We start from the raw sequence: 16,887 nt of genomic DNA on the forward strand, positions 1-16,887 counted from the left end.
AGGCACTCTAGGCGTGCGAAGCCCGCCGTGGACGGGGCTTAAGGGACTCTTAGGATTCGCTGAGGGAAGATTTAGGAAGCCGGCTCAGCAGCACGCGCTGTCGGGGCGCGCGCCGCCCTGCCCGACCTCGACGAGGGTCAGGGGACGCGATGCGGTGAGCAGCAGGCGCCCGCGACCGGCCTTTTCCAGGCGCACGCAGGCCTGCCGCTCGTTGAGGCGGCGACGCAGGAGGATCAGGCGCGCCTCGAGGTTGTCGGAGAGGTCCGGCAGGCGGATGCGCGGGTCGAGGCGCAGCTCGCGGTTACTGAAGGTGCTGCGGCCGGATTCGACGTGGTCGCGCACCAGCGCCCAGAAGATCGAGCCGGCCACGCCCTTGATGAGGTAGTCGTCATCGAGGAAGACGCTGTCGTCCTCGGCGTAGTGGCGCACGAGCACCGGGCGGCCTTCGGAGGGCTGCGGTGGCGGCTCGGGCACGAGCACCTCCTCCTGGAGCTCGCTCGCCTGCTGCAGCGAAAGCATGGTCGCGCCAAGCTGGCCGGCGAGCGCGACGAGCGCATCCTCGTCGTCGTAGCCGAAACGCAGGTTGTGCGGACTCTCGACGTAGAGCACGCCGAGCAGGCGCCCGGCGGCGCGGATCGGCACCGCGAGCTGGCTGGCGGAGTCGGCGAGCCCGGGCAGCGGAATCTCGGTTTCCAACGCGGCCGCGAGCCCGTTCGCCTCCGCCGCGGCGCGGATCGCGCGGCCGTAGGCGTATTCGAGCGTCGCATAGCCGATGCGGATCGGCGTGCCTTCGCGTGCGGCGACGCCGATCACCCCCTGGCCGAGCGGGATCTCGGAGCCGACGCCGGAGGCCTCGTAGCCGCGGCTCGCGATCGTGTACAGGCGCGTGCCTGCCCCGTCGAGCAGGAGCACCATCGCGTGGCGGATGTCGAACTGCGCTTCCAGCCCGTCGAGCGTGTCGCTGAACAGCAGGTCCAGCTCGCGACAGCCGGCGATGCGCGCCGACACGGCCCGCAGCGCGGCGAGCAGGCTCGCGCGGGGGGGCGGCGGCGCGAGCGCGGCGCCGGGGATGCGCTCTATCGCGGAAACGCGATAGATGTCCGAACCGAGCAGGCGGAACACGCCGCTCATGCCGGTGTGCGATGCGATGCCGGCGAGCTTGGCCTTCATGCGCTCGAACAGCGGCCCCGCGGTTTCGGTGCGCAGGTAGCGCAGGCGCAGGCGGAAGCGTTCGCCGGTGTGCGGATGCGTGACGATCAGGCGCGCCTCGGGGTTCGCGAGGATGTTGCGGCGCGTGGTGTTGAAGAACTGGTAGGACAGCGCGATGTGCTGGCCGTCGACATACTCGGTCTGCGACAGGTAGGCGACGTTGGGCGTGCCGTCGGCCGCGCAGGTCGCCATGATGCCCGGCACCGCGCCTTCCAGGCATTCGCGGATCGCGTCGAGCCGCGGCGTCATTTCGCGTGCGCGAGCGGCTCGCCGGCGCGCGGGCCGGGCGTCTGGTCGAAGGCCGCGCAGGGTGTGAAGGCGATCGCGACGATCTCGCCCCCGCCGCTGTCGATCAGCGCGTGCGTGAACAGCGGGCCGAAACCGATCGCCCCGAGTTCGGCGGAGAAGGCCCCGCGGTAGCGCTCGATGCGCTCGCGGTCGCCCGCCTCGAGCGCCTCGACGACCGCATCGCGGCCCTTGAGCTGCAGCGTGCGATGGTTGCACGGCTGGCTGAACACCGCGGCGATGCGCCGCGTGTCGCGCACGTCGTCGAGGACTTCGCGCGACTGCTCGGCCACGACGAACACGCTCACGCGCCGCCGGTCGGGGGCGACGCGGCAGCCGATGCCGCGCGTGATGCTGGGCAGCAGCCCCGCACCGGACGAGCCGACGCTGATCGACACGCCCGCCGTCGTGATGAAGGCCGCGAGCTCGGCGTCGATCGGGGATTCGGGAACGGCGGACGGAACGGAAGACGGCTGATCGGGCATCCGGTCGCAGGCGATCGTGGCGGTTGGGGGTCGGGACCGCTCCGCTGCGGGAACGGCGTCGCCGGTCGTACGCCGGCTCTCAACACAGTATAGTTCGCCCGCCCCCGCGCGACGCCCGGAGAACAGGTCGGGACGTCAGCCCGCGGCGAGGCGGCGATAGGCGCCGCCATGGTAGACCAGCGGCGCGCGGTCCTCGCGGTCGAAACGCACGACTTCGGAGAGGAACACGAGATGGTCGCCGCCATCGTGGCGCGCGGTGTTGCGGCATTCGAAGCGCGCGCAGCAGTTCTTCAGCAGCGGCACGCCGTACAGGCCGTCGTCGATGTCCAGCCCCGCGAACTTGTCGTCCGAGCGCGTCGCGAAAAGCTGCGACAGGTGCTGCTGATCCTCCGCGAGCACGTTCACCGCGTAGTATTCGCAGGCTTCGAACACCGGCAGGCTGGCAAGATTGCGCGACAGGCTCCAGACGATGAGCGGCGGGTCGAGCGACACCGAGTTGAAGGAGTTGACCGTCAGGCCGATCGCCTCGCCGCTGGGGGCGCGCGTCGTGACGACGGCGATGCCGGTCGCGAACATGCCGAGGGCGTCGCGAAACGCGCGGGTGAAATCCTGATGGGTGACGGGCGGCTGGGACATGGTCGGTTCTTGTGATCGGCGCTTGCCCCGCACGGAGCAGGCGCGAAAATGGGATGGAACCGGCGATTATCGCTGCGCACACCGCGCAGGGCAACGCAGCGCAGGCATGAACCGAATGGAACAAGGCAAGGAATGGAACGGACGACGAGGAATGGCGACTTCGCGACGCGGCTGATCGCGTGGCACGGCGGGCACGGACGCCACGACCTGCCATGGCAGAACACGCGCGACCCGTACCGCATCTGGCTGTCGGAGATCATGCTGCAGCAGACCCAGGTCGACACGGTGATCCCTTACTACGCGCGCTTTCTCGCGCGCTTCCCGGACGTCGTCAGCCTCGCCGCGGCCCCCGTCGATGACGTGCTCGCGCTGTGGAGCGGGCTGGGCTACTACGCCCGCGCACGCAACCTGCACAAGGCGGCGCAGGCGGTCGTCGCACGGCACGGCGGCGGGTTTCCGCGCAGCGCCGCCGAGATCGCCGAGCTGCCGGGCATCGGCCGCTCGACCGCCGCGGCGATCGCGGCCTTCGCCTTCGACGAGCGCGCAGCGATCCTCGACGGCAACGTCAAGCGCGTGCTGTGCCGCGTATTCGGCATCGACGGTTTTCCAGGCGAACGCGCGGTCGAACAGCGCCTGTGGGCGCTGGCGGAGGAGCTGCTGCCGCACACCGGAATCGGCACCTACATCCAGGCGCAGATGGACCTTGGCGCGACGCTGTGCACGCGCGGCAAACCCGCCTGCGGACGCTGCCCGATGGCGGATATCTGCGTCGCGCTGCGCGAGGAGCGCGTCGCCGAACTACCCGCGGCGCGCCCGAAGAAGGCGATGCCGCAGCGCCATGCGCAGGTCGCGGTGATCGTGGCCGACGGGACGGTGCTGCTCGAACGACGGCCGCCGACGGGGATTTGGGGCGGGCTGCTGACGTTGCCGGAAATTCCCGGTGACTCGTCCGATCCGGCGGGCTGGGTCGCAGCACGTTACGGCCTGCGGCCAGGCGAGGCCAAGGCGCTGCCCGTGCTGAATCACGTCTTCACGCATTTCCGCCTGGAGATCACGCCGCTGCTGCTCGAAGTCGACGGCCACGGGCGCATGGCGGCGGACGCCGACCACCGCTGGCTCGCGCTCGACAGCCTCGCCGACGCCGGCCTGCCCACCCCCGTGCGCCGCATCCTTGCGGAGCTCGCGGGATCCGGTGGTGATCTGTTGAGCCCGCGCGGGGCGGGTTGAGTTTGCGAGTTCGGTTCCGTGGGAGCGGCTTCAGCCGCGAACGGGCGCCAATTCGCGGCTAAAGCCGCTCCCACAGGGACGCAGGGGGGGTTGGGCTTCAGCCACGTTTGCCGGACTTCGCCATGCGCTCCCCGAGCAGCCCGCGCTGGTCGAGGAACTGGCGGATGATCTCGAGCCGGTCGAGCGGCTCGTCCAGTTCCAGCAGGGCCTGCTTGGCCTGCGCCGGGATCGGCAGCACCTCCGCGAAGCGCAGGCCGACCCAGCCGGCGTCGCCGAAATCGTGCGGCTCGGGCAGGCGCGCGCGGCCCGCGTCGTCGACGATCGCGCGCAGCAGCTCGACCAGGGGCTGGCAATTGTCGGGAATGGCCCGGTGCGGCGCCTCGGCGAGCCATTCCACCTCGCCGAACAGCAGGCCGTTGGCGCCGTGCTCGGAGCGCAGGACACGGTAGCGGCGTTCGCCGCGCGTGACGATATCCAGCGTGCCGGGTCTGGCGACGTCCCATTCGACGATGCGCGCGCTCACGCCGACCTCGTAGGGCCGGGCCGGAGCGCCGACCTCGTGGCCTTCCGCGATCAGGTTCACGCCGAACACCGTGCCTTCCTTCAGGCAGCGCGTCGCGAGGTCCATGTAGCGCGCCTCGAACACGTGCAGCGGCAGCAGCGCGCCGGGGAAGAGCACCGTCTGCAGCGGAAAGAGGGGCAGCAGGTCCGCATGCTCCATCACGCGTCCTCCCCTTCCGTCTCGCCCCAGCGCTGCATCAGGCGGTGCGGCACGCGGATCTGGTCGAGCACGCGTGCGACGACGAAGTCGACCATCTCGCCGACCGTCTGCGGGTGGTTGTAGAAGCCCGGGCTGGGCGGCAGGATCACGACGCCCAGGCGCGCGAGCTTGAGCATGTTCTCGAGGTGGATCGCCGAGAAGGGCGTCTCGCGCGGCACCAGCACGAGCTTGCGCCCTTCTTTGATCGCGACGTCGGCGGCGCGCTCGATGAGGTTCTGCGAGAGGCCCGCGGCGATCGCAGCGAGCGTGCCCATGGTGCACGGACACACCACCATCGCGTCGGCGGGGTTGGAGCCGGAGGCGAGCGGCGCGAACCATTCCTCGCGGCCGAACACGCGCAGCTGCCCTTCCGCGGCCCCGAAGCGCGCGGCGAGCTGCGCCTCGACCTCGGCCGGGCGCGAGGGCAGCTCGAGGTTCATCTCCTGGCGCGCGACGATCTGCGCGACCTGCGAATACAGCAGCCACACCTTGCAGCCGGCCGCGAGCAGGCATTCGACGAGACGCAGCCCGTAGGGCATGCCCGAGGCGCCGGTGAAGGCGACGGCGACGGTCTGCGGGACGGCGGGGCTCATCGGGGAGGGATTCTCACTTCAGGTAGTCGGTCAGGATCGCCCAGCGGCCATCCCGGATCTGCGCGATGCGGCCGTGGCGGTTGCCGAGGTGCTCGTCGCGACTGAAACGATACTCCGGGCCGCCGAAGAAGTCGCGCGGGGTATGCAGCGTCTCCAGCGCCGCGGTGAAGCGCTCGACGGTGAGATCGCGCCCGACCTTGTCCGCGGCCTTCACGAAGAGGTCCGCGACCGTGTAGCCCATCGCGCTCCACACGTTGGGCGCAACGCCGAAGCGCTCGCGATAGCGGCGGATCCAGTCGGCGAGCTGGCCGTTCGCGCCCGCCTCATAGGGGTGCGGCAGCACGGTGACGCCGTACAGCCCCTCGACCGCCTTGCCACCGAGCTCGTGCGTCTGCGCCGAATAGCCCGACGCGGTCACCAGCATGTCGACATTCCAGCCGGTGCGGCGCGCCTCGGACACGGCCGCGACGGTCTCGCGCACGACCGTCGCCAGCACCACGAAATCGCAACCCGCGCCGCGCAGGCGCGCGACCTGGCTGGAAAAGTCGGTCGCGCCGCGCTTGTAGCTGGTCTTCTCGGCGAGCGGCAGCTGCAGCTTCGCCAAGCCCGCCTCGACGCCCTTCATCACCTCCAGGCCGTAGTCGTCGTCCTGGTACAGCAGACAGGTCTTGCGGTAACCGTGCGTCTGCACCATGTGGCGCGTCGCCGCGTCCATGTAGTCCTGGTAGGGCGCGAACATCTGGAATTTCAGCGGATGGCGCGGCGCGTAAGTCGATTCGTGCGGCGAGAAGGGGAAGAGATGCGGCCGGCCGGCGTCCACGATCAGCGGCATGGTCGCCATCACCACCGGCGTGCCGAGGTTGGCGAGGAAGGCGAAGACGCGGTCGCGCTGGACGAGCTTGCGCGCGGCGAGCACGCCCTTCTTCGGGTCGTAGCCGGCGTCCTCGACGACCAGGCGCAGCTTGCGCCCATGCACACCGCCGGCGGCGTTGGCGTCGTCGAAGCGCATCTGCATGCCGTCGCGCACCGGCACGCCCAGCAGCGCGATCGGCCCCGACAGGTCCTGGATGCTGCCGACGACGATCTCGCGCTCGCTGACACCCGGCGCCTGCGCGGCGGCGGCGGACGCGGCGGCGATGCCCAGCGCGCAGAAGAGGCGATGGAAGAGATTCATGAAGGCTCCCGGCGCCCCTGCGGCGCCACCCCGCGATTATCCGCGAAGCCGCTGCCTCGGCGCCATGCACCGCCCTCAGCCCGCGAACGCGGCATCCTGCACGAAGGGGGCATTGGCGCGCGCGAAGGCGGCGAACTCGAGGGGCGAGAGCGGTTTCCCGATGAGGTAGCCCTGCAGGAAATCGCAGCCCAGATCCCGCAGGAAATCGCGCTGCTCCACCGACTCCACGCCTTCGGCGGTGACGCTCAGGTCCAGGCTGTGCGCCATGTTGATGATCGCCTCGACGAGGCTCGCGTCGCTGTGGTCGTCGGGGCAATCCCGCACGAAGCTGCGGTCGATCTTCACCACATCGACCGGGAAACGCTTGAGGTAGGACAGCGAGGAGAAGCCCGTGCCGAAGTCGTCCAGCGCATAGGCGATGCCGTAGTCCCTGATCTCGCGCATGCGCGATTCGGCCTCCTCGCTGCCGTCCATCAGCACGGACTCGGTGATCTCGAGCATCAATTGCGCCCGGCCTTCGCCTTCGGGCAACAGCGTGCGCACGATCTCGGGCAGGCCGGGTTCGCGGAACTGCACCCCCGAGACGTTGACCGCGATGCGCAGCGGCGACTGCCCCGCCTCGCGCCAGGCGCACGACTGTCGCACCGCCTCGCGCAACGCCCATTCCCCGATGGGCACGATCAGGCCGCAGTCTTCCGCCACCTCGATGAACTCGCCGGGCGCAACCATGCCGCGGCGCGGGTGGTTCCAGCGGATCAGCGCCTCGGCGCCGACCACCCGCCCGCTCGTCGCCGCGACGATGGGCTGGTAATGCAGCACGAACTGCTCCTGCTCGAGGGCGGTCCGCAGGTCCGTTTCCAGCTGGATGCGCGCCAGCGCGTCGGCCTGCATGTGCGGCGCATAGAACTGGGCGCGGTTCTTCCCTGCCTGCTTCGCCTTGTACATCGCGATGTCGGCGTTGCGCAGCAGGCTCTGCACGTCATCACCGTCGTCGGGAAACACCGTGATGCCGACGCTGCCCGAGATGTAATGCGGCGCGTTGCGCAGCTGGAAGGGCTCGCGCAGCACCGCGACGAGCTTCTCCGAGATGGCGCGGAGATCCTCCAGGTCGCGCTGGTCGTGCAGGTCGTTCACGACGACCGTGAACTCGTCACCCCCCAGGCGCGCGACCGTGTCCTGATTGCGCACGCAACGCTGCAGGCGGTTCGCCACGTCGATCAGCAACTGGTCGCCGACATCGTGACCGAGCGAATCGTTGATCCACTTGAAGCCGTCGAGGTCGAGGAAGACCAGCCCGACCTTGCTGCCGTGCCGCCGCCCCTGCGCGAGGGCGCGCTCCAGGCGGTCCTGCAGCAGGCTGCGGTTCGCCAGCCCGGTCAGCGGGTCGTAGTTCGCCTGTCGCCACATCGCCTCCTCCTGCTGCTTGCGCTCGGTGATGTCGCTGAACAGGGAGACGTACTCTGAAACCTTGCCGTCGGCATCGCGCACGGAGGTGATGGTGAGCCATTGCGGATAGGTTTCGCCATTCTTGCGGCGATTCCAGATCTCGCCGTCCCAGGCGCCCGCCTCCGCGAGGCGCGACCACATCGACTCGAAGAAGGCCTGGTCGTGGCGGCCGGACTTGAACATCGACGAGCGATGACCGATCACTTCCTCGGGCGCATAGCCGGTGATCGCACAGAAAGCCGGGTTCACCGACGTGATCACGCCGTCGGCGTCGGTCGTCATGATCGCCTGGCTCGACGCATTGAACACGACCATCGCCTCGCGCATGAGCTTCTCGTAGCGGCGCCGCTCGGTGACGTCCTGCACGATCGAATACAGCAGGCTGCGGCCCTCGATTTCGATCGGGCCGCTCGCCACCTCCACATCGCGCACCTCTCCACTCGCGAGGCGGTGACGGAACTGGAAGAAGTCCGCCGCGCGCGCCCGCGCCCGTGCCATCTCCTGCAGCACCTCCTCGCGCGACAGCACGTTGATGTCGGAGATCGACATGCGCGTCAGTACCGCGTGCCCGTAGCCGTAATACGCACAGGCCTTGTCGTTCGCGTCGACGATGGCGCCGGTCGCCGGATCGATCACCAGCATCACCACCCGGCTGTTGGCGAACAAGGCCCGATAGCGCATCTCGCTCTCGGCCAAGGCCCGCTCCATGCGCACCCGCTCGGAGATGTCGCGCGCCAGCGCGATGTACCCGCCGGAGCCCTCGGCGCCGGCCAGCCGGCTGATCGAGGCGCTGAAGTGATGCACGCCGTCGGCCAATTCCAGCGCATATTCGGTCTGCCGCGGCACGCCGTCCGCCGCGATCGCGTCGATGGTCGCATCGAACTTCGCCGCGACCTCGGGCGGGACCGTCTCCGCATAGGGGCGTCCGAGCAGCTGATCGACGGGGGCGGCAAGCAGCGCCGGTTCCGGCGCATGGCACTCCGTGATCCGCCTGTCGGCGTCGATCAGCAGCATCTTGTCGGGCAAGGACGTGATCAGGGCCGCCAACCGCGCCTCGCGCGCCGTCAGTTCCGCCGTCCGCTCGGCCACCACGCCCTGCAAGGCGCGGCGGTGCTCGCGCAGTTGCATCAGGCTCATCGCCAGCCAAGCCAGCGCGGAGCACAGCAGCGCCGCCGCGGCGAGTTCGAACGGAAGCGGCGAATCGTCGCCCCACCCGTCGACGGGCACCACGCCCAACGTCCACGTGCCATTGGGGACCACGACGTCATGCTCCACCGGCTGCTCCAGCGGGCGGTCGGAAGAGGCGGCGATGACCTGCCGCGCCCCCGTGTCCGGATGGGTGCGCCACAACTCGTAGTCGAAGCGGTATTTCTCGACCGACGGCAACAAGGCCGTCTCCAGCACGTCAGGGAAACGGATCACGACCGCGACAAAGCCCCAGAACGCCTGACGCCCGCTCTCGTCCGGCAGGTACACCGGCAGGCGCCCGACCGCGCCGACGCCGCCCTGACGCAAGGGAAAGGGTCCGGCCAGCGTCAGCTTGCCGGTATCGCGGGCAAGAAAGGCCTCACGGTTGCGCGCCGGATCGGCCAGCAGGTCGTGTCCGATCACACCGCTGTTCTCGGCCAGCGGCACGATCTGCCGCACCACGCCGCCCGGCGCCAGGGCGAGTGCGGAAGCGCCCTGATAGAAAGGCAGCATCTGCTCGGCCAGGGTGTCGAAATTCGGGATGCTGCCGCCCCCCTGACGCACCAGCGCCGCGAGCGCGTAGGTCACTGCCAGCGCATGCTCGACGTTGCTGCGCAGATCCTGCGCCTTGTCGAACAGCTCGTCGGCCACCTCGGCGCGGCGGACCTGGATGCGTTGACGCTCGAAATGCGCGATCAGCACGCCTGCAACGAGCGCCGTCACGACGAAGACGAGCAGGCCGACCAGCAGCGGGCGCCGCCTGCGTACGAACGCCCACGGATCGATCATCGCCGCCTCGATCCCGCCCGTGTCCGCCCGCAGGCCATCTGCGGGGCAAGACTCGCTGACGCAGGACGACGCCTGCCCCGAACATCGAACATGCTTGCAAGCCTCACGCGGCAGCTGGAATGTAAGCAAATGCTAACGCCAGCGCGCGTCGTCCGCCAGTGAACGGCTGCACGGGCGCTGCGCCGGAAGGCCCCGGCCGCTCAACGCGAACCGGCCAGGCCGCCCGGGCGCAGCAACACCAGGATCACCAGCACGGCACCGAACAAGGCCATCTCGATCCCCGCGGCCCCCGCCAGCCCCGGCGGCAGGCGCTCGACCGCGAGCGACACCCCCTGCGGCAGGGCCACGACCACCAGCGCGCCCCACAGCGCGCCGGACAAGTGCCGGGCGCCACCGATGAAGGCCAGCATCAGCAGCTCGAACGACAGCATCAGCCCGAACTGCTCCGGGCTCACGAACCCGATCCAGTGCGCATACAGCGCGCCGCCCAGCCCGGATAGCCCGCCGCCCAGCACGAAGGCGAGCGTCTTGGCGCGCGCGACGTCGATGCCGGCCGCCGCCGCCGCGATCTCGTCCTCGCGCACCGCACGCCACGCCCGCCCCAGCCGCGACGCCGCCCAGCGCCGGCAGGCCAGCCACGCCAGCGCCAGCGCCACGCAAGCGACCAGCGCCTGGGCGAGCGGCGTCTCCGCCACCCATCCGCCCAGCGCCAGCGGCGGCACCGCGAGGCCCGCCGCGCCGCGGGTCAGCGACTCCCAGCGCACCAGCGCCTCCTCGACCACCAGCGCGAAGGCCAGCGTGCTCATCGCGAAATACAGCCCGCCCAAGCGCCGCGCCGGCAGGCTCGCCAGCCACCCGCCACCCGCGCCGAGGGCGATCGCAAGCGGCAAGGACAGCGGCGCCGGCACCCCGCGCAACGCGAACACCGCCTGCGCGTACGCCCCCAGCCCGAGCAGCGCGCCCTGCCCCAGCGAAACCTGGCCGCACTGCCCCACGACGAGGACCACCCCCAGCCCGGCAATCGCCCAGGTCGCCACGAAGGCTGCCTGCGCAAGCGCATAGTCCGCGCCCAGCACCCACACTGCGAGCGCGGCAAGCGCCATGATCACGGCCCACGCCGCGAACCCGGGCCGGCTCGGGGAGCCATGCGCGCCGTCCATGCCGCCCGCCCCCCGACTCACGGCCGCCCCCGCAGGCCGGCCGCGAAGCCGCCCGGGAACAGCAGCAGCACCGCCAGCATCAGCAGGTAGGGCACGACGTCCTTCATCCCTTCGGGCAGCGCCAGCCCCGCGAGCGCCTCGACCACGCCAATGAACACCCCGCCCGCGAGCGCCCCCGGCAGGCTCGTCATGCCGCCCAGCACCGCGGCGGGAAACGCCTTCAGCGCCACCAGCCCCATGTTCGGATGGATGAAGGTGACCGGCGCCAGCAGCACCCCGGCGACCGCGGCGAGCCCGGCGCCGAGCGCCCACGCCAGCGTGTGCATCCCGGCCACCGACACCCCCATCAGCGCGGCGACGTCGGCGTTCTCCGAACACGCGCGCAAAGCCAGGCCCGCGCGCGTACGGCGGAAGAACAGCGTCAGCGCACCGGCGAGCAGCGCCGTCGCGGCGATCACCGCGAGGTGCTCGGCCGCCAGCATCGCGCCGCCCAGTCGCACGCTCGCGCCGGCGCAAGGCAGCGGCAGGCGATGCATCGCGTGACTGGCCGCAGGCACCGCGCCGACCGTGCCACGCATCACCATCCCCAGCCCGAAGGTCAACAGCAGCGCCGTCAGGTGCGCCGGCCCGAGCGTGCGGCGCAGCACCGTGCGCTCGAGCAGCGCCCCGCAGGCCGCCATCGCGGCGACCCCGAGCATGACCGCGGCGGCGAGCGGCAGTCCGGCCGCCTCGTGCAAGGCCAGCACCACGAAGGCCCCGAGCATGAGGAGCTCGCCCTGCATGAAACTCACCGCGCCGGTCGCCTTGTAGATCAGCACGAAGGACAGCGCGACCAATCCGTACACGCAGCCGGTCGCGACGCCGCTCGCGAACACCTGGATCAGGGTTTCTGTTGTCATCGATGCCGCGGCGAGCTGGTGTCTGGAGGTGAATAGGACATGCGTTTCCCGGCAGGAGGGGCTGCCGCGGCAGGGGCAAAGCGCGATTATGCCAAGCCGGCCGTGCCTTGCACGCTGCGCGTGCCCGATGCGATTTGCGGCACCGCAATGCTATGCTCGCCCGATGCGTCCCATCGACACCCTCGTTTATGGCATCGGCCTCGCCGGTGTCGCCGCGCAGGCCGCCGCAGGCGTGCTGGAAGCCGGCAACAAGCGCTTCGACCTCTTCGGCATGATCGTCGTCGCCCTCGCGGCGGCGCTCGGCGGCGGCTCGCTGCGCGACATGCTGCTCGACCGCCAGGTTTTCTGGATCGCCGACCAGAGCTACCTCGTCACCGCCCTGCTCGCGGGCCTTGCGGCCTTCGCGCTGGCGCGCGTGACGCGCCTGCCCGCACGCCTGTTCCTGCTGCCCGACGCGATCGGCCTCGCGCTGTTCACGGTGAGCGGCACCCAGGCCGCGCTCGCCCTCGACGCCCCCTGGCTCGTCGCCAGCCTGATGGGCGTCGTCACCGGCGCCTTCGGCGGTATCGTGCGCGACGTGCTATGCAACGAGGTGCCGCTGGTGTTCAGTGGCGAACTCTATGCCACCGCGTCCTGGGCCGGCGCGCTGCTGCTGGTCGCGCTGTCCGAATTCGAGGTCGCGCACGCCTGGGCGGCCCTCATCGCCGGCTCGGTCGTGCTCGGCATCCGCCTCTCGGCGATGCGCTTCGGCTGGCGCCTGCCCGTGTTCCGCGCGCGCATGTAAGGCATCGCGCAGCACACGCGACTATCCCGGATGAAAATCGCGGCCTGCGCGCGACAGCCACAAAAGATGGCACACTAGCCGCATCGGCACGGCCAGCGGGCCGAACCGTCGCAATTCCACCACCCGGGGAGGTTATCGAGAATGAGTTTCCTGCGCGAGTTCAAAGAGTTCGCCATGCGCGGCAACGTCGTCGACCTGGCGGTCGGCGTGGTCATCGGCGGCGCCTTCGGCAAGATCGTCGATTCGCTGGTCAAGGACGTGATCATGCCCATCGTCGGCCGCATGCTCGGCGGCGTCGATTTCAAGCACCTCTACGTCAACCTCGGCGACAAGACCTTCGAAACGATGGAAGCGGCGGAAAAGGCCGGCGCGCCGCTGGTGAAGTACGGCGCCTTCATCAATACGACCATCGACTTCATCATCATCGCGTTCGCGATCTTCGTCGCCATCAAGGCCATGAACCGGCTCAAGCGCGCCGAGCCGCCGGCACCGCCGCCCGAGCCTGCCCCCGAACCGGAAGACGTCAAGCTGCTGCGCGAGATCCGTGACGCGCTGAAGCAGCGCGGTTAGAACCGGCGTCCGCCCCTCAGTGGGAGCGGCTTCAAGCGCGAATCGGCGCATGAGCAGGCACCGCCGGCCGATTCGCGGCTGAAGCCGCTCCCACAGCGGTAGTCGGGGCGAAGGGCGGGTGAACTCCCGCCCTTCGCCCCGGTCGTCCAGGCTCTTACGCGTAGTCCCCCACGTAGGGGTTGTTCTTGCGCTCGTCGCCGAAAGTCGAGGTCGGGCCGTGGCCCGGCACGAAGGTGATGTCGTCGCCGAGCGGGAAAAGCTTCTCGCGGATCGAGTGGATCAGCGTCGCGTGATCGCCCTTGGGGAAGTCGGTGCGGCCGATCGAGCCCGCGAACAGCACGTCACCGACGATCGCGAGCCGCGCGTCCGCATGGAAGAACACGACGTGGCCGGGCGTGTGGCCGGGCGTATGGATCACGCGCAGCGTCTCCTCGCCGACAGTCACGGTGTCGCCGTCGTGCAGCCAGCGGTCCGGCTCGAAGGACTCGACGTCGGGAAAGCCGAACATCTTGCTCTGTTGCGGCATGCCGGCGATCCAGAAGCGATCTTCCTCCTGCGGCCCCTCGACCGGCACGCCCAGCTCGCGCGCGAGCTTCGCCGTGCCACCGGCATGGTCGATATGGCCGTGCGTGATCAACAGCTTCTCGATCGTTACCCCCAGCTTGTCGGCCATGGCGCGGATGCGCTCCAGGTCGCCGCCCGGATCGACGACCGCCCCCCGCATCGTCTTGTCGCACCACACGATGCTGCAGTTCTGCTCGAAGGGGGTCACGGGGACGATGCGCAGCTGGATCATGGCGGGCAGGGATTCGGGTTGCAAGGACTGACAGTTTAGCGCGTCGAACCGGAACCCCGGAGCCTCTTGTGGGAGCGGCTTCAGCCGCGAATGAGCGGCATCACCAGCTGGATCGCCGATTCGCGGCTGAAGCCGCTCCCACAGCAGGGATTGCCGCCCCCAGCATCAGCGCAGCAGCGCCACGCCCTTGACCTGCGCAAACAGGCTCATGCCCGGCGCGATACCCATTTGCACCGCGGAGCGCTTCGTGATGCGCGCGAGCAGCGCACGGCCGGCGACGTCCAGGCGCACCAGCGTGCGTCCGGGGCTCGCGTCGTCGAGCGACACCACACGCGCGGGCAGCACGTTGAGGATGCTCGAATCGTGGCGCTCCGCGAGCGCGAGGCTGACGTCGCGCGCCAGCACGCGGGCGCGCACCTGCGCCCCGAGCGGCACGTCCAGACCGGTGATCCACAGCGGGAATCCGCCGAATTCGAGGCGCGTCAGCGCAAAACGCTCGTCGCGCTCCGCGACCTGCGCATCGACGACGACGAAGGCGTCCTCGTCGTGGGCGAAGGGGAGATCCAGGCGCGGCATCACCTCGTCGATCGCGCCGGACGCCAGCACCCGCCCGTCGCGCAGCAGCACCACGTGATCAGCGAGCCGCGCAACCTCCTCCGGCGCATGGCTCACGTACACCACCGGAATGTCCAGTTCGCCGTGCAGGCGCTCCAGGTAAGGCAGGATCTCCGCCTTGCGCTGCGCGTCGAGCGCCGCGAGCGGCTCGTCCATCAGCAGCAGGCGCGGGCTGGTCGCCAGCGCACGCGCGATCGCGACGCGCTGGCGCTCGCCGCCCGACAACCGCTCAGGCATGCGTTCGAGCAGCGGGGCTATGCCCAGCAGTTCAATCGCGAAATCGAGCGAGACGCGGCGCTCGGCCGTGGCGACGCGCTTCTGGCCGAATTCGAGGTTGCGCCGCACCGACAGATGCGGGAAAAGGCTCGCCTCCTGGAACACATAGCCGAGCGGACGGCGATGCGTCGGCACGAACACCCCGCGCGCGTCGTCCTGCCACAGCTCGCCGCGCACCGCGAGATAGCCGTCCGTCGCGCGCTCCAGGCCCGCGAGGCAGCGCAGCAGCGTCGTCTTGCCCGAACCCGAATGCCCGAACAGCGCGCTCACGCCGCGCCCGGGCAGCTGCAGCGCCGCATCGAGCGCGAAGCCGGACCACACGAGCCGGAAACGTGCCTCGATGCCGGAATCGCGAGCCTGAACTGTCGCGGCGGGGTTCATCGCACGCTCCCGCGCTTGCGGCTGTGCAACAGGAACAGCACGAGGAAGCTGAACACCACCATGCCGGCGGACAGCCAGTGCGCCTGCGCGTATTCGAGCGCTTCGACGTGGTCGTAGATCTGCACCGACACGACGCGCGTCTTCTCCGGGATGTTGCCGCCTATCATGAGCACGACGCCGAACTCGCCGACGGTGTGCGCGAAACCCAGCACCGCGGCGGTGACGAAGCCTGGGCGCGCGAGCGGCAGGACGACGCTGAAAAAGGTGTCGAGCGCGCCCGCGCGCAGCGTGGCGGCGACCTCCAGCGGCCGCTCGCCGATGGCCTCGAAGGCCTGCTGCAACGGCTGCACGACGAAGGGCAGCGAATAGAACACCGAGCCGATGACGAGGCCCGCGAAACTGAAGGGCAGCAGGCCGATTCCCAGCGCCTGCGTGAGCTGCCCGACCGGGCCGTGCGGGCCCATCAACAGCAGCAGGTAGAAGCCGATCACCGTCGGCGGCAGCACCAGCGGCAAGGCGACGACGGCGCCGACCACGCCTTTCAGGCGCGAGCGCGTGCGTGCGAGCCACCATGCGACGGGCGTGCCGATCACCAGCAGGATCGCCGTGGTGACGGCCGCCAGCTCCAGCGTCAGGCGGATCGCCGCAAGGTCGGCCGCACTCATCATCGCCCCGCTCGTCTCACTGTCCGTAACCGTAGGACTTGATGATCGCGGCCGCCTGCGCCCCACGCAGGTAGTCCGCGAGCGACCGCGCGGCCGGATTGTCGCGCCCGCGGGCGAGGATCACGGCGTCCTGGCGCAGCGGCGCATGCAGCCCGGCGGGCACGATCCAGGCCGACCCGCCCTTGAGCCGACCGTCGTCCCACACCTGCGACAGCGCGACGAAGCCGAGCTCGGCATTGCCGCTGGCGACGAACTGGTGCGTCTGCGCGATGTTCTCGCCCGTCACGAGCTTCGCCGCGAGCGCCTCGGCGACACCCAGCTTGCGCATGACCTCCAGCGCCGCCGCGCCGTAGGGGGCGGTCTTCGGATTCGCGACGGCAAGATGTGCGAAGGCGCCGCGCCTGAGCACCTCGCCCTTGTCGTCGACCACGCCGGCCTGCGCCGACCACAGCACAAGCCTGCCGATCGCGTAAGTGAAGCGACTGCCCGCGACCGCCGCCCCCTCCTCCTCCAGCTTCGCCGGCGTCGTGTCGTCGGCCGACAGGAAGAGCTCGAAGGGTGCGCCGTTGCGGATCTGCGCGTAGAACTTGCCGCTCGCGCCGAAGGCCAGCCGGGCCTTGTGGCCGGTGTCGCGCTCGAACGCAGCGGCGATCCTGTGCATCGGCGCGGTGAAGTTCGCGGCGACCGCGACCTGCACCTCCGCGGCGAACACGTGCGCGCCCCCCAATGCGAGGGCCGTTGCGGCCAGGAATCTGCGGACTGCCGAAATCATCGAAGCGGGCTCCCGATATGCGCTGCGTGCGCCCCCTGAGTGCTGAGAGCGAATAGCATGCCACGAGCGCAAGCCCCCCGGGGTGCGGCTTTCGGGATAGAGCGGGGTGATGCGTTGTCGGGCTTGCGACATTTGCGCCGCAAACCGGCGGGAAGGCGCCACGGCGGGTGCCGACGC

Annotated in this window: 16 protein-coding genes; 3 read left to right on the plus strand and 13 right to left on the minus strand. The window is 70.1% G+C overall.

Annotation, left to right across the window (positions count from 1 at the left end):
• Positions 1 to 84: 84 nt before the first annotated feature.
• From U5817_RS24240 to U5817_RS24250, 3 genes are all read right to left on the minus strand, one after another.
• Positions 85 to 1,458 carry a GAF domain-containing protein gene (locus U5817_RS24240; RefSeq protein WP_407279118.1) on the minus strand — a complete coding sequence of 458 codons (1,374 nt, stop codon included), beginning with the start codon at positions 1,456 to 1,458 and terminating at the stop codon, positions 85 to 87.
• Entirely contained in the window at positions 1,455 to 1,979 is a 525-nt protein-coding gene (locus U5817_RS24245; RefSeq protein ID WP_407279119.1) for a hypothetical protein, read from the minus strand. Before U5817_RS24245 ends, U5817_RS24240 begins: the two co-directional genes overlap by 4 nt.
• A 135-nt stretch (positions 1,980 to 2,114) precedes the next feature.
• Positions 2,115 to 2,615: a flavin reductase family protein gene (locus tag U5817_RS24250; protein WP_169125252.1), complete on the minus strand. Its 501-nt coding sequence runs from the start codon at positions 2,613 to 2,615 to the stop codon at positions 2,115 to 2,117.
• Between the two features lie 132 nt (positions 2,616 to 2,747).
• Here U5817_RS24250 and mutY point away from each other — a divergent pair, with 132 nt between their 5' ends.
• The gene (gene mutY, locus U5817_RS24255) at positions 2,748 to 3,842 is read left to right on the plus strand and encodes an A/G-specific adenine glycosylase (protein ID WP_407279120.1); all 1,095 of its coding nucleotides are present in this window, start codon (positions 2,748 to 2,750) and stop codon (positions 3,840 to 3,842) included.
• A 97-nt stretch (positions 3,843 to 3,939) separates the two neighbouring features.
• Here the strand turns inward: mutY and U5817_RS24260 are convergent, their stop codons facing one another.
• The 6 genes from U5817_RS24260 to U5817_RS24285 form a co-directional block, all read right to left on the minus strand.
• Positions 3,940 to 4,563 (minus strand): LON peptidase substrate-binding domain-containing protein, encoded by a 624-nt coding sequence (locus U5817_RS24260; RefSeq protein ID WP_407279121.1) that lies wholly within the window; start codon positions 4,561 to 4,563, stop codon positions 3,940 to 3,942.
• Positions 4,563 to 5,195 carry a flavin prenyltransferase UbiX gene (locus U5817_RS24265; protein ID WP_407279122.1) on the minus strand — a complete coding sequence of 211 codons (633 nt, stop codon included), beginning with the start codon at positions 5,193 to 5,195 and terminating at the stop codon, positions 4,563 to 4,565. The genes U5817_RS24260 and U5817_RS24265 overlap by 1 nt, the downstream gene beginning before the upstream one ends.
• A 13-nt stretch (positions 5,196 to 5,208) precedes the next feature.
• Positions 5,209 to 6,369, minus strand: a complete 1,161-nt coding sequence (locus U5817_RS24270; RefSeq protein WP_407279123.1) for an ABC transporter substrate-binding protein — start codon at positions 6,367 to 6,369, stop codon at positions 5,209 to 5,211.
• A 75-nt stretch (positions 6,370 to 6,444) separates the two neighbouring features.
• On the minus strand, positions 6,445 to 9,792 hold the full coding sequence (locus tag U5817_RS24275; RefSeq protein WP_407279124.1) for an EAL domain-containing protein: 3,348 nt from the start codon (positions 9,790 to 9,792) through the stop codon (positions 6,445 to 6,447).
• A 200-nt stretch (positions 9,793 to 9,992) separates the two neighbouring features.
• Positions 9,993 to 10,952, minus strand: a complete 960-nt coding sequence (locus U5817_RS24280) for a branched-chain amino acid ABC transporter permease (protein ID WP_407279125.1) — start codon at positions 10,950 to 10,952, stop codon at positions 9,993 to 9,995.
• 17 nt (positions 10,953 to 10,969) lie between these two features.
• Positions 10,970 to 11,851: a branched-chain amino acid ABC transporter permease gene (locus U5817_RS24285; protein ID WP_407279126.1), complete on the minus strand. Its 882-nt coding sequence runs from the start codon at positions 11,849 to 11,851 to the stop codon at positions 10,970 to 10,972.
• A 163-nt stretch (positions 11,852 to 12,014) separates the two neighbouring features.
• Here U5817_RS24285 and U5817_RS24290 point away from each other — a divergent pair, with 163 nt between their 5' ends.
• Both U5817_RS24290 and mscL read left to right on the plus strand, forming a co-directional pair.
• Positions 12,015 to 12,635: a trimeric intracellular cation channel family protein gene (locus U5817_RS24290; RefSeq protein WP_169125259.1), complete on the plus strand. Its 621-nt coding sequence runs from the start codon at positions 12,015 to 12,017 to the stop codon at positions 12,633 to 12,635.
• A gap of 141 nt (positions 12,636 to 12,776) precedes the next feature.
• Complete coding sequence (gene mscL, locus U5817_RS24295) at positions 12,777 to 13,205, plus strand: large conductance mechanosensitive channel protein MscL (protein WP_169125260.1); 429 nt, start codon at positions 12,777 to 12,779, stop codon at positions 13,203 to 13,205.
• A 154-nt stretch (positions 13,206 to 13,359) separates the two neighbouring features.
• On the opposite strand, the gene U5817_RS24300 is transcribed toward mscL, so the two are convergent.
• The 4 genes from U5817_RS24300 to modA form a co-directional block, all read right to left on the minus strand.
• On the minus strand, positions 13,360 to 14,001 hold the full coding sequence (locus U5817_RS24300; protein WP_407279127.1) for an MBL fold metallo-hydrolase: 642 nt from the start codon (positions 13,999 to 14,001) through the stop codon (positions 13,360 to 13,362).
• A 165-nt stretch (positions 14,002 to 14,166) separates the two neighbouring features.
• Positions 14,167 to 15,273: a molybdenum ABC transporter ATP-binding protein gene (modC, locus tag U5817_RS24305; RefSeq protein ID WP_407279128.1), complete on the minus strand. Its 1,107-nt coding sequence runs from the start codon at positions 15,271 to 15,273 to the stop codon at positions 14,167 to 14,169.
• Entirely contained in the window at positions 15,270 to 15,941 is a 672-nt protein-coding gene (gene modB, locus U5817_RS24310) for a molybdate ABC transporter permease subunit (protein ID WP_407279129.1), read from the minus strand. Before modB ends, modC begins: the two co-directional genes overlap by 4 nt.
• A gap of 13 nt (positions 15,942 to 15,954) precedes the next feature.
• On the minus strand, positions 15,955 to 16,710 hold the full coding sequence (gene modA, locus U5817_RS24315) for a molybdate ABC transporter substrate-binding protein (protein WP_407279130.1): 756 nt from the start codon (positions 16,708 to 16,710) through the stop codon (positions 15,955 to 15,957).
• Positions 16,711 to 16,887: the final 177 nt, after the last annotated feature.

The sequence above is a fragment of the Aromatoleum evansii genome, assembly GCF_045689615.1.
GTDB lineage: Bacteria > Pseudomonadota > Gammaproteobacteria > Burkholderiales > Rhodocyclaceae > Aromatoleum > Aromatoleum evansii.